The sequence below is a fragment of the Sphingobacterium tabacisoli genome (assembly GCF_017908035.1).
Lineage (GTDB): Bacteria > Bacteroidota > Bacteroidia > Sphingobacteriales > Sphingobacteriaceae > Sphingobacterium > Sphingobacterium tabacisoli.
The window spans coordinates 1222388-1235298 of the sequence record NZ_JAEQMU010000001.1 but is presented as its reverse complement, the minus strand read 5'-3'; the positions used below and the strand labels follow the sequence as shown (position 1 = coordinate 1235298).

The 12911-nt window shown below is 40.0% G+C and carries 9 protein-coding genes; 3 read left to right on the top strand and 6 right to left on the bottom strand.

Annotated elements, in window-relative coordinates:
• Positions 1-160: 160 nt before the first annotated feature.
• Complete coding sequence (locus tag JKG64_RS05125; RefSeq protein ID WP_210353257.1) at positions 161-2164, top strand: M13 family metallopeptidase; 2004 nt, start codon at positions 161-163, stop codon at positions 2162-2164.
• Positions 2165-2233: 69 nt separating this feature from the next.
• Here JKG64_RS05125 and JKG64_RS05120 read toward each other — a convergent pair whose 3' ends face one another.
• The 6 genes from JKG64_RS05120 to mazG all read right to left on the bottom strand — a co-directional run bounded on the left by JKG64_RS05120 (position 2234) and on the right by mazG (position 10607).
• Positions 2234-2527 carry a hypothetical protein gene (locus tag JKG64_RS05120; RefSeq protein WP_133583617.1) on the bottom strand — a complete coding sequence of 98 codons (294 nt, stop codon included), beginning with the start codon at positions 2525-2527 and terminating at the stop codon, positions 2234-2236.
• Between the two features lie 113 nt (positions 2528-2640).
• Complete coding sequence (smc, locus tag JKG64_RS05115; protein ID WP_210353256.1) at positions 2641-6183, bottom strand: chromosome segregation protein SMC; 3543 nt, start codon at positions 6181-6183, stop codon at positions 2641-2643.
• A 106-nt stretch (positions 6184-6289) separates the two neighbouring features.
• Positions 6290-7879, bottom strand: coding sequence for an ABC-F family ATP-binding cassette domain-containing protein (locus JKG64_RS05110; RefSeq protein ID WP_210353255.1), 1590 nt, complete (start codon positions 7877-7879; stop codon positions 6290-6292).
• A 184-nt stretch (positions 7880-8063) separates the two neighbouring features.
• Complete coding sequence (locus JKG64_RS05105; protein ID WP_202102518.1) at positions 8064-8684, bottom strand: deoxynucleoside kinase; 621 nt, start codon at positions 8682-8684, stop codon at positions 8064-8066.
• A gap of 53 nt (positions 8685-8737) precedes the next feature.
• A complete protein-coding gene (gene trpS, locus JKG64_RS05100) occupies positions 8738-9736 on the bottom strand; it encodes a tryptophan--tRNA ligase (RefSeq protein WP_210353254.1) in 999 nt (332 codons plus the stop codon).
• Between the two features lie 61 nt (positions 9737-9797).
• Positions 9798-10607, bottom strand: coding sequence for a nucleoside triphosphate pyrophosphohydrolase (mazG, locus tag JKG64_RS05095; protein ID WP_210353253.1), 810 nt, complete (start codon positions 10605-10607; stop codon positions 9798-9800).
• A 532-nt stretch (positions 10608-11139) separates the two neighbouring features.
• Between mazG and JKG64_RS05090 the strand changes: the two genes are divergently transcribed.
• Together JKG64_RS05090 and rocD are read left to right on the top strand one after the other, a co-directional pair.
• Positions 11140-11442 carry a hypothetical protein gene (locus JKG64_RS05090; protein WP_210353252.1) on the top strand — a complete coding sequence of 101 codons (303 nt, stop codon included), beginning with the start codon at positions 11140-11142 and terminating at the stop codon, positions 11440-11442.
• Between the two features lie 187 nt (positions 11443-11629).
• On the top strand, positions 11630-12871 hold the full coding sequence (gene rocD, locus JKG64_RS05085; protein ID WP_210353251.1) for an ornithine--oxo-acid transaminase: 1242 nt from the start codon (positions 11630-11632) through the stop codon (positions 12869-12871).
• Positions 12872-12911 lie beyond the last annotated feature (40 nt).

Here is a 12911-nt window from a genome sequence, read left to right as displayed (position 1 = left end):
GAATACCCAATACAAATGTAACGAACAGAATCGGTTATTATTTAGATCGTTCGTCAACACTTTCGTTGCCCAGTGTAATGTCTGTATATCCGTGATAGTTAGTTGGAGTATTCTATTCTGATTTATGGGGATTACTCTTAAAAGATAAATTAAATACATAATGAACAAGCTAATTGTACTTACAGCGGTTTTGGCGAGTGCGACTGCGACATTTGCGCAGCAGCATCAAGCTATAGACCTATCTCTGATGGACAAGAATGTCAGGCCTCAGGATGATTTTTACAACTACGTCAATGGAAATTGGATGAAATCAGTCGAGATTCCATCAGACAAGGCACGTTGGGGATCATTCGACGAATTGCGCGAAAATACAGATGTAGCTGTATTGAATATTTTAAAAGGTTCGTTGAATTCACACTTTGAAAAAGGGAGTGATGGACAGAAAATCGCGGACCTTTATAAATCTTTCATAGATTTTGATACGCGTAATAAGCAAGGGTTAGCACCGATTCAAGAGCAACTTAAGCGAATCGACGGCATCAAAGACCTTAAAGACTTAACGGCTTATTTCTCCTTGTATGGCAAAGAAGGGGGAAATCCATTTTATGGAGGCTATGTGAGCGCTCATATGAAGAATTCTAGTGCCAATGCCGTTTATTTAGGGGGGGGAGGACTAGGTCTAGGTCGTTCTTATTACCAAAAGGTAGATGAAAAGAATACCCAGACACTGGGAGATTATGCTACTTATATTTCGGCTTTATATGCCAAGACGGGACAGCTGACACGCGATTTGAAAGGACCGAAAATTGTAGCATTTGAGAAGTCTATTGCTTCTTATTTGAAAACAATAGAAGAGTCTCGTGATGCTCAAAAGCGTTATAACCCAATTGCAGTCAAAGATTTAGGGAAAATGGTAAAGAATGTCGATGTGGCAGACTACTTGACTAAGATGGGATTTAAAGCAGATACGGTTATCATTGGCGAGTTGAACTATTTTCAAAATCTGGATAAAATCGTTAACCAAAAAAATATTCCTGTTATTAAAGAGTACCTAAAGTTTCATGTTATGAACGACGCTACTGGTTATCTAACACAGGAACTTGATGAGTTAGCGTTCGATTTCTTTGGCCGTAAATTGAAAGGTCAGAAAGAACAGCGTACTTTGGATAAAAGAGGTCTAGAATTTGTCAATGAAACTGCAGGAGAGCTCTTAGGTAAGCTTTATGTAAAAGAGCATTTCCCAGAAGATGCAAAGGCGGCGTGCGAAGAACTTGTAGGCTACTTAATCAAATCTTTTGAGGTGCATATCAATAATCTAGCTTGGATGTCTCCAGTTACGAAGGAAGAAGCTTTAGAAAAGTTGGCCAAATTTAATGTGAAGATTGGCTATCCAGACAAATGGAAGGACTATTCTCAATTGAATGTGGGCAACTCGCTTGCAGACAACATCCGGAATATCCACATTTGGGCTTTTGAACAAAACTTAGCAAAGCAAGGTAAACCAGTAGATAAAACGGAGTGGGGTATGAGCCCGCAGACGGTGAATGCTTATTACAGTCCATTGTATAACGAAATCGTATTTCCAGCGGCTATTCTTCAACGTCCATTCTACGATTATAAAGCCGATGCCGCAGTTAATTTCGGAGGTATAGGTGCAGTTATAGGGCACGAATTATCTCATGGATTTGACGATTCAGGCTCTCAGTATGATGGCAATGGTAATTTAAACAACTGGTGGACTGCCGACGATAAAGCAAAATTTGATGCTGCAGCAAATGCGTTGGTAGCTCAGTTTGAATCTTATGAGCCTGTACCGGGCGTATTTGTCAATGGTAGATTTACATTGGGCGAGAATATTGGAGATTTGGGAGGCTCATCTGTAGCTTTTGACGCCATGAAAATGTATCTTAAAGACAAGGGTAATCCAGGTAAAATCGATGGTTTTACACCAGAGCAGCGCTTTTTCCTATCTTGGGCTACGATTTGGCGTACCAAGACAACGGATGAATTTGTAGTCAATCAGGTGAAAACTGATCCTCATTCTCCAGCGCAGTATCGTGCATTTGGGCCAATCATCAACTTGGATGGTTTTCACGAAGCTTGGGGTACCAAAGCAGGAGATAAAATGTATGTTCCCCAAGACAAACGTATTGTTATCTGGTAAACTACATTTTCCAAATTAAGGGAGTAATGAATAGGGCGATTTCTATATTTATAAATCGCCCTATTTATTCTATTTAAGTTTGTTTATGGCATCTTGCTCTTTGAGCTTGTCCACATTGTTTTTATCTCCAAACTCTTCTGTTTTTTGCTGGAAATCCTCCAGGATTTCGCGGATAGCATCAGCGTTTTGCGCCGTACGTTGGTAGATGTCCGGCACTTTGGATTCGATCATTTTGTCTCCAAGTTCGATGTTGTCGACTTCGATTTTTCCGATTTTTTCCAACACGGCCTGCTGACTATTACGTAAGTCTTCCAGTTCCCGTGTTATTTTCTCCATCAACTCGAATTTTTTTAATTTATCCATAGCTTTTATCTATTGTTATAGAAATAGAACGTATGGAGCTTTAAAAAGTTTATAAAAAAATCCCGACAGCCTTGCCAAGATGTCGGGATAGGTATTGTTCGGCAGGGGCGAAGCTAAGCTACGTCCCTTAGATCTACTGGTACAACGCGGGATATTCCTTGTTCTACCATCGTAACACCATAGATAATGTCGGTACTCGCTATCGTACGTTTATTGTGGGATACCACGATAAATTGTGATTGATTAGAGAACTCGCGTATGATTTTGTTGAATTTGTCAATATTGGTGTCATCCAACGGCGCATCTACCTCATCGAAGATACAGAATGGCGCAGGCTTCAAGAGATACAGTGAGAATAGTAGAGCTGTAGAAGTTAGCGTTTTCTCCCCACCTGACAGCTGATTGATAGATAGCGGGCGTTTTCCTTTAGGACGGGCAATAATATCAATGTCTGACTCTAATGGATTCTTAGGGTCACTGAGAATAAGGTCACAACTATCTTCTTCGTTGAATAGCGAGCGGAATACACGGATAAAGTTTTCCCTTACCGAAGTAAAGGCACTCATAAACTTGTCATTGGCACTATCATCTATTTCCTGAATAGTGGATAGCAAAGAGTCTTTAGCTGCTACCAGGTCGTTCTTTTCTTTCGTAATGAAATTAAAACGTTCCGTAATCTCATCATAAGCCTCTTTAGCCATAGGGTTGATACTTCCGTATTCGTCCAGCTGTTTTTTCAAACGAGTACATAGGGAGCCAAGTTCTTCGTGTGACTGTTCTATCTCTGGCATTTCCCCTTCAAGGAGCTCTTTGATATCAATATTGAATTCTACCGAAAGACGCTCTTTAAGGCTGTTAAGGTCTATCTGAAGGGTTGTCTTTTTGTCCTTTATCTCCGTAATCAAGAAATCATATTGATCTTTGGCTTTACGTAGATTGCTTACTTCCTCCTCGAGGTCATTAAGGTGTTTACGGAAGGAGTAGAATACTTCTTCCATTTCATGTAAAGCTTTCTCGAGAGACTCTTTTTGTTCGTATAAGCCCTTTAAATCGTCGTCATTGCTGTCTGTAAAGGTTAGAGCATCTTTCATGTCTACCTTTATTTGCTCTTGTTCGGCTGTATTCTTATTGATACGCTCTTCCAAAGCTTCCTTTTGACTTTCCCGATATTCCAGGTCTTTTTGGACGCCCGACAACTTATTCTGCTGTTGGTGTAAACGAATGTTTTCCTGGTTATATTCTGCCGATCGTTCGGTTAGAAAATCATTTAAATCATTGAATGCGGCCTGTAAATCTAAACCTTGCTTTTGGCGTTCTTCACTTTCGACCTTCAAGATCTTTAATTCCGGTTCTGCTTTGTTCAGATCTTCAGCGATTTGTGACAGACGTGATTCTATGTCAGCCTTTCTATTCTGTGAATTAGCCAAGAATGCTTGATATTGTTCTTGCTTTGTTTTTACAGAGGTCCATTCATTTTGTAGGCGAGCCAACTGAATACGTAGTTCGTCGATGACTTCTTTTTGTGATTGTCGCTTTAGGGAGGCAATGAGTTCGATTTGCTCTTCCTCAACCTCCATTAACTCGGCAATATGTGCATTGAGCGTTTTGATTTCTTTTGCTAGGTTCTCGAGGTTCTTTGCACGACCGATACGCTTACCTTCAAAAAGCCCCACCGAACCACCACTTAAGCCCAATTTGTGCTTATTGAATTTACCCTCGTGATGTAAGATAACAGCATCTGCAGTTGGTAAGTCGGTTTCTATAGATTTAGGATCGTCGGCATGTAGAAGATAGACGTTCTTTAGCAATTCTAGACAAAGCTTTTCATACTTCTTGTCGACCTTTATAACTTCCATTGCAGACACCATGCCACTCGGTATCGTAGGGGTCGTCTGTTCAATAGGTTGCAACACCGCGTCTAAAACAAAAAAGTTGGCCCGTCCGCGAGCGGCATCGCTCAAAAGATTAATTGCTTGAATTGCATCTTGTTGCGTGTCGACCACGTAGTGGTTCATCACCGACTCCAAGTAGTTTTCAATCGCGACACGATACTCTTCCTGACAGAAAAGAATATCTGAAAATAGGGGATAAGACTTACTCCATCCAGCATTTTTACGCAAGAACTTAATAGACTCAGGAAACCCTTCAAGGTTATCAACCAACGACTTCGTAAGGTTGTACTCATTTTGTTTGGCATCAACCAAACGGGACTCTTTGCTGAGTTCGTCTTTTGCTTGTGTTAGTTTTGTCTCAGCAACTTGGATCTTACCGTTGAGTTCGTTTTCAAGCTCTAATGCTTGCTCGTACAAGCCCTGTTGCGCATCTACTTTCGATTGTAAGTCGTCAACAGCAAGGTTAAATTGATTTAACTCCTCAGCTTTACTACTTGCGTCAGTGATATTGCGTAAGGACTCTTGCTCGAGCGATTCCTTTTGAATATTAAAAACGGCAATATCTTTTTCAACTTTATAGATTTTGTTTTGCAGCTCATTATTTTCAGCAGCAAAACGGTCTAATTTACTTTTAGCAGTTTGTTGCTGTCCTCTTAGTTCTTCAACCTCTGTTTTATTCTTTTGTATAGCATCTTGATAAACATCTAGCTTGGCCTGCTCTTCATAAATTTCCTCATGTAGTCGCTTTAAGGTAGAATCAACATGACTAAGTTGCTGTTTATCCAGGTTTTGTTCCGTTTGTATTCGCGCGTCACGCTCTTGTAGGTGATGGAGACGCTCATTCTTTATTTTTTTCTCCGATTCGTATATTCGGATTTTGTTTTGAAACTCATGAGTCGTTTTTTGTTGTGTAGAAAGGCTTTTTTCTTTTACCAATATTTCCTCACGGCCTGTTCGAAGCTCCTTTTCTTTGCTGTCAATCTGCTCGAGTGTAGTTTGGAGCGATTGGCTTAGCTCTTTTTCTTTTTCACCTAGTGTGCTTAGGTCTGAACTAAAGCTATCCAAGCGATAGTACGCTAATCCGACACTAGCTTTTTTATACTCTTCTTTCAATAAAAAGTATTTATCGGCCTTTTTCGCCTGCGTTTCTAAGGTCTTTAGATTCTTTGTAATTTCATATAGCAAGTCATCGACACGGGATAGGTCCGCCTCGGTTTCCTTGAGCTTGTTTAGTGTTTGTTTCTTCCGAACTTTGTACTTGGATATCCCGGAAGCCTCTTCGAATAGGTTTCTCCTAGAGTTATCTTTATTTGCGATGATTTCGTCAATCATTTTCAACTCAATGATAGAGTAGGTGTCTGCACCGATTCCAGTATCCAGAAATAAATCTGTAATATCCTTGAGGCGACATTTTACATCGTTAAGTCGGTATTCACTTTCTCCCGTTCTGTACAGTTTACGCGTAATAGTGACGGTGGTGAATTCTGTCGGCAATACACTTTTGTTGTTGTTGAAAGTCAACGATACCTCTGCTAGATTGGCCGGTTTTCGCGTTTTTGTTCCGTTGAAGATAATATTCTCCATCTTTTCTGAACGCAAGGTCTTCGTACTCTGTTCCCCCAGCACCCAACGGATAGCATCTACCACGTTGGATTTTCCGCAACCATTCGGACCGACGATAGCCGTGACGCCCTCGTTAAAATTTATTGTGATTTTATCACCAAAACTTTTAAAACCCTTGATTTCAAGCTTAGTTAGCTCCATTCACCTTGTAGTATTAGTTCGTACGAAAATAAACAATTAAAGACAGAATTTAAATCTAGGTTTTGCACATTTTTATAGATTTCCACATCCCCCAAAAAACAGTTATTTAGAGTTGTATAAAGTCTTTAATACCAATATCTTCCAAAAAAGTGGCGTCATGAGATACGACAATCAAGGTGCCTTCATAAGAATTGATTGCGTGGGTCAGGATGCGTACATTTTGAAGATCCAGGTTATTCGTAGGTTCGTCCAAAATAATAAGATCTGGCGCATTCGGAGAGACCGTGAGACAACACAGCGTAAGGCGTAGTCGTTCACCTCCACTCAACACGCTAACGGGCTTATTCCAATCGTCTGGTTGGAAGAGAAACCGCTTTAATCGGGTATTGATTTCTGCAGGTTGGAGTCCCGAATCATTGAATAGCTGGGCTTGTTCGAATAGTGTTAATTTGTTGTCCAGCAAGGCATATTCCTGGTCTACATAAACTGCATGTTCAAAGGCCGAAAAGCATTTTCCCTCTTGCGGTATCATTTGCTTTAGGATTATTTTCAACAAAGTGGTCTTGCCACTGCCGTTGTCTCCTTGAATGGCAATACGTTGCCCTCCCCGTATAAGTATATTGATAGGAGTGGGCCATAGTGGAGTTCTGTCATTCTTTATGACCTGTATGTCTTTGGCTTCAAATAATGTTTTTCCCTCATGGACGCGCATATTTTGAAAATCAAACTTCATCTTGTCCAGATCCGGAACAGACGAGCGCAGTGTTGTGAGGTCTTTGTTCAGATCGGTAATTTTTGATTGATGTACCGCTTTAAGCTTAGAGGTACTATTCTCCGCTTTATTTTTCAGGGTATTCATCATGATACGAGCCACACCTTCCTTCTCCTGCTTTCGCTGACCTCTTGAATCCTGGCGATTTTGACGTTCAGCAGTTTCTCTTTCCTTGAGCTTTGCTTTTCGTATCTCCTTTTCTTTGGCCCCTATATCATCGGCTAGAGCACTCAATTGCACGTTCTTTTGCTCCAGATAAAATTCATAGTTACCTCCAAAGCGGGTGATGCCATGTGGTGTCATTTCAAACGTAATGTCCAATAGGTCGAGTAGCTGTCTATCATGGCTCACGATGAGCATAGTTTTGTTGCTCTGCGAGATATAGTTATACAATTTCTCTCGGCTCGATGCATCCAGATGATTAGACGGCTCATCAAGAAGCACAAGCTGTGGGTCGTGAATAGCTATGCCTGCGAGGAAAACTTTAGTTTTCTGTCCGCCACTTAGCTTTTCAATAGGGGATCTCAAGGCAATGTCTTCCAGCCCCCAAGCATTAAGCGCCTGTTGACATCGTTCTTCAATAGCCCAGTCGTCGTCTAGCATGAGATAATCATTCTCATTAATACTGCCTTTTAGGATATTGTCCAAGGCAATAAGTTTCTCCTGTACGCCTAAGGCTTCTGCTATGGTTAGATGGTTGTATTGACCAAATACCTGTGGGACAAAGTAAACGCTTCCATTGGCCTGTATCTGTCCATGTGATGGAGAGGTATGTCCACTGATAAGGTGTAATAAAGTCGATTTTCCGACGCCATTATTTCCGACTAAAGCTACTTTTTCCTGTGGAGCTAGGCGAAAACCAATATTTTCAAATGCAATAGATTTGTTTGGAAATGTATAGGATACATTTTGTAAAATAAGCATGATTTCTTCTTTTGAAAGTAATAAGATAACCGACTCCTTGATGACAGGGCAGTTTTGCGTTAAAAAGAGAAGAAATCAATTTTACATATAATGCGTTTTTATTTGTTAGGTAGACAAAGGTAAGAAAAAAAGGCTTTATTTACAAATGTTGCAAAATAAAGCCTTTTTTGCGGTGGCAATATGTTTATTTTTTAAATAGACCGTATAGTTCGGCTTCTATTTTTTGAATGATAGTTCCAAGGTCCTCGGGATTATTCGCAAAGTCCAAGTTGTCTTTATCTAGTACCAACAATTTTCCATCTGTATAATTGTTGATCCATTTTTCATACTTATCATTCAGCTTTGATAGGTAGTCTAGGCGGATACCCGACTCATAGTCCCGGCCTCTGGTCTGTATGTTGTTAACCAATGTCGGTACAGAAGCCTTTAGGTAAATCAAAAGATCCGGTGGTTTGATATAATGTATGATACTTTGGAATATATTACTGTAGTTTTCAAAGTCGCGTGCGCTCATCAATCCCATATCATAAAGATTCTCTGCAAAGATGTATGCATCTTCATAGATGGTACGATCTTGAATCATGTTGATACTTTTACGTTGTAGCTCGACAATATGACGAAAGCGACTGTTTAAAAAGAAAATCTGCAAGTTGAAAGCCCACCTTTTCATATCACTATAAAAGTCTTCAAGGTAGGGGTTGTCATCTACTGTTTCAAACTGTGGCTCAAAATTGAGGTGTTGAGCGAGTAGTTTAGTCAATGTTGTCTTTCCAGCTCCAATATTTCCAACGATTGCAATATGCATAGCTTAAATAAAAGTTAAAAAGTAAAGATTACGACCTCATCGTCATAATTCAACTAATATAGTTTTTTGATCCCAATGATTTCCCGTACTTCACGTAGTGTTTTCTGGGCACTTGCAGAAGCTTTTTCTGCACCTATACGAAGCGCTTTTTGGATATAATCTTCATCATTGGAAATATCCTGTATGCGGGACCGGACAGGTTCTGTGGCGATGACCATATCTTCGGCCAGTTGCTTTTTGAAATCCCCATATCGTATCTCACATTTATTGTATAAATCATCGAAATGTGCCAGTGTATCATCCGTAGATACCACCTTCATCAGGTCAAAGAGATTTTGTACTGACTCTGGCTTTTCTTGATTAGGTGCTGTAGGCCCCGAATCGGAAACAGCACGCATGATTTTTTTACGGATTACCTCAGGCGTATCAGATAGATAGATGCAATCTGCTTCACCATTTGATTTACCCATTTTGCCTTGTCCGCTCAGTCCCGGTACCTTAATTAATTTGTTTGAGTAGGAGAACGCAAAAGCTTCTTTGAAATAATCTACCTTATAAAGGTGATTAAAACGATTGCCAAATGTACGGGTCATTTCCAGATGTTGTTCCTGATCTTTGCCTACAGGTACCTTGGTCGCATGATGAAGTAAAATGTCACATGCCATTAACACAGGATAGGTTAACAAACCTGCATTGACATTATCCGGGTTTGAGCGGACTTTGTCTTTGAAGGAAGTAGATCTTTCAAGTTCGCCCAAATAAGCATTCATATTCATGTAGAGGTAAAGCTCAGCTACCTCGGGTACATCAGATTGAACGTAAATCGTGGATTTTTCGGGATCAATACCTGCAGCTAAATATTCAATCACGACATTGCGAACCGTAGACTGCAAGTCTTGCGGATTCGGGTGTGTGGTAAGAGAATGTAAATCGGCTATAAAAAAGAAGCAATTGTATTCATCTTGCATTTTGACAAAATTACTCAATGCTCCGTAATAGTTTCCTAAATGTAATTTTCCGGTACTTCTGATACCGCTAACGACAGTTTCCATATGCTGCGAAATTACGGAATAATTCCTTTATTTTATTTTTAGTTTTCGATATTATGACCATTTAGAGACCTAGCGTCTTTGCTTCGTTCCAATAAACATCCATCTCAGCAAGGTTCATTTCACTGAGTTTTTGGTCATTCTCGGATGCCCGCTGTTCTAAATGGTTAAACCTACGTATGAATTTTTTGTTTGTTTTTTCTAACGCATTTTCGGGATTGATTCCCATATGTCGGGCATAATTGATTAAAGAGAAGAGAAGATCACCAAATTCCTGTTCCGCTTTATCCATATCAATGGTATCCTTATTCTCAAGATCAAACTCTTGCTTAAATTCTTGAAGCTCTTCTTCTACTTTTTTCCAGACTTCGGTCTTGTCGTCCCAATCAAAGCCTACTCCACGTACTTTGTCCTGTATGCGATATGCTTTGACTAGGGCAGGGAGTGTTTTTGGAACACCAGCAAGGACTGAACGGTTGCCTTCATTTAATTTAATCTGCTCCCAGTTGGCTTTGACATCTTCATCATTGTCTACCCTTGTATCGGCATAGATGTGTGGATGACGATGGATTAATTTGTCACAGACACTGTTGAGCACCTCAGTAATATCAAATGCATTCTGTTCTTCTGCAATCTTAGCATAGAAAACCAAGTGCATCATGAGGTCGCCCAATTCTTTCTTTACTTCATCGAGATCTTGATCCAGAATTGCATCTGCCAGTTCGTACATTTCTTCGATGGTCAGGTGACGTAAGCTTTCCATCGTCTGTTTTCTATCCCAAGGACAATCTATCCGCAGGGTATTCATCACTGTCAAAAGTCGGGAGAATGCTTCCGATGGGTTGCTCGCAGTTGTAGGGATGGGATGTGCCATGATGTTTTCTTTTTTTTGTAGCCCAAAGTTAATATTTAATAATGGCTGCATGAAACGTTTGAGGCTAACTATCGTGTTGTGCCGGAATCCGCAGATAAAATAGGGAGGAGGTTGATGGTTTTAATGGGGATTTTTGACGAAAATGAATGTTCGCTGTAGGAATGTTTGTTTCTTTTGGGGTTAGTTTTGTGCGCTACCTCTGCGTTGTCAAACTCGCTTAGGCAACTTTTCGAAGTTGCCTAAGCCATTTCGAAAAGTTGCCTAAGCCTTTTTTTAAAACTCTTAGGCCATTTTTTCAAAATATGTAAGGTTTTTTAGATTTCGAAAAAGTGGATCTTGCTCTATTTTGATTTTAAGCTGTTCTAACGCGTTTATTTTTTTTAGGCACAAATGGTCAAATCAAGATAGAAACTGAAATTAACTTTGGGTTAAAAGGTGTTGGAGCAGGGCTTTTTATACAAATCTGTAAACAGATTTGCTTGCGATTTGTTCTAGTTATGGTAAGAGAATATAAAAAATGTAAGGAGGTTTGATGAAAACTATTTTTAATTATGAATCTGCAAGTATTGCCTTGCAAAAGCTAAGTGAAAAGGGATATACAATTGATTATAACGTGCATTTTGATCGGTTGCAGAATGAGGCAGACGGATATATTATCGATTATTTGTACCGCTATGAAGGGGCTACCGATCCGGGGGACGAGTCTACGGTCTACGGAATCAGAAATATGTCTACCAATGATAAAGGTGTGTTTGTGGCTGGGGATCTTGGACTTATCGAAGGCAAGAAGCGGGATATTATCGTTAATCTAGAGATACGCTCTAGAAAGCAATAAATTTAGGGGGGAATTCATTCATTAGCTTAAATAAATCTTGTGAATCTCTATTTTTATTCAAGCTTTTATTGATTTTCTATCTGCGCTTTTAGGTGATGTTATATTTTTATAGCTTTGGGAAATAGTAATTTTCGCCTCTCCACTGGACTCTGCTAGTAGAGTGGGGAAGTAAAACAAGCATAAACTTATGTATAACAATTATCAAATTCCAGCAAAAACAGCTTCCTTTATCGATGTAGAAGAGAAACATGGAGCGCACAATTATCACCCACTACCTGTTGTTTTATCAAAGGGAAAAGGTGCTAAGGTATGGGATGTAGAGGGTAAAGAGTATTTTGATTTTTTATCTGGATATTCGGCTGTAAATCAAGGACACTGTCATCCTAAGATTATTAATGCATTGACGGAGCAAGCACAGCAATTGACACTTACTTCAAGGGCTTTCCATAGTGATAAGATGGCTGGCTATACGCAGTATATTACCTCGTATTTTGGTTACGATAAGGTATTGCCAATGAATACAGGAGTAGAAGCTGTCGAGACGGCGTTGAAATTAGCACGTAAATGGGGGTATGAGGTAAAAGGTGTTGAGCCTGGATTAGCTAAAATCATTACAGTAGAAGGAAACTTCCATGGACGTACAATAAATGTTATTTCTTTCAGTACAGATGATACGGCTAGGAGCGGATTTGGTCCTTTTGTGTCCGGTTATGTGACTATTCCTTATAATGATACAGAGGCGTTAGAACGCGCTGTTCAGGACCCTAATGTGGTCGCATTATTGGTCGAGCCCATTCAAGGTGAGGCTGGCGTATATGTACCAGACCACGGCTATCTAGCTTCGAGTTACCAGATCTGTAAAGCAAATAATGTATTGTTTATTGCCGATGAGATTCAAACGGGGCTTGCACGTACAGGCAAGATGCTCGCTTGTGATCACGAAGGCGTTCGTGCGGATATCTTGATTTTAGGAAAAGCCCTTAGTGGGGGAGTATTGCCTATATCAGCTGTTCTTGCTGATGATGAAGTGATGCTTTGTATCAAAGCTGGAGAGCATGGATCTACTTATGGTGGAAATCCTTTGGCATGTGCTGTAGCGATTGCTGCGCTTGAGGTTCTGAAAGAAGAGAATTTAGCCGATAGAGCGGAGAAACTGGGGCAGTTATTTAGATCTGAATTAGAGAAACTAAATCACAAATATATTAAACAGGTGCGTGGTAAAGGGTTGTTGAATGCCGTTGTTATCAATCACCCGAATCCCGATGCAGCTCAGGATCTTTGTATTGAACTGATGAAAAATGGAATGCTGGCAAAGCCTACTCATGGAGATAAAATTAGATTTGCTCCTCCTTTGGTTATCTCCGAAACCGAGTTATTGGAAGCCATCGACATCATCAAGAAAAGTTTAACCGTACTAGACGAAAAATAAGTCATTGAGTACGTTATAAGTAAAGGAAAGCCACCTCATT

Excerpts from the sequence above, each read along its gene's own strand:
- JKG64_RS05105 (WP_202102518.1), bottom strand. The coding sequence starts at position 8,684 with ATGCATATTGCAATCGTTGGAAATATTGGAGCTGGAAAGACAACATTG.
- JKG64_RS05120 (WP_133583617.1), bottom strand. The coding sequence starts at position 2,527 with ATGGATAAATTAAAAAAATTCGAGTTGATGGAGAAAATAACACGGGAA.
- JKG64_RS05125 (WP_210353257.1), top strand. The coding sequence starts at position 161 with ATGAACAAGCTAATTGTACTTACAGCGGTTTTGGCGAGTGCGACTGCG.
- mazG (WP_210353253.1), bottom strand. The coding sequence starts at position 10,607 with ATGGCACATCCCATCCCTACAACTGCGAGCAACCCATCGGAAGCATTC.
- JKG64_RS05090 (WP_210353252.1), top strand. The coding sequence starts at position 11,140 with ATGAAAACTATTTTTAATTATGAATCTGCAAGTATTGCCTTGCAAAAG.
- rocD (WP_210353251.1), top strand. The coding sequence starts at position 11,630 with ATGTATAACAATTATCAAATTCCAGCAAAAACAGCTTCCTTTATCGAT.
- trpS (WP_210353254.1), bottom strand. The coding sequence starts at position 9,736 with ATGGAAACTGTCGTTAGCGGTATCAGAAGTACCGGAAAATTACATTTA.
- JKG64_RS05110 (WP_210353255.1), bottom strand. The coding sequence starts at position 7,879 with ATGCTTATTTTACAAAATGTATCCTATACATTTCCAAACAAATCTATT.
- smc (WP_210353256.1), bottom strand. The coding sequence starts at position 6,183 with ATGGAGCTAACTAAGCTTGAAATCAAGGGTTTTAAAAGTTTTGGTGAT.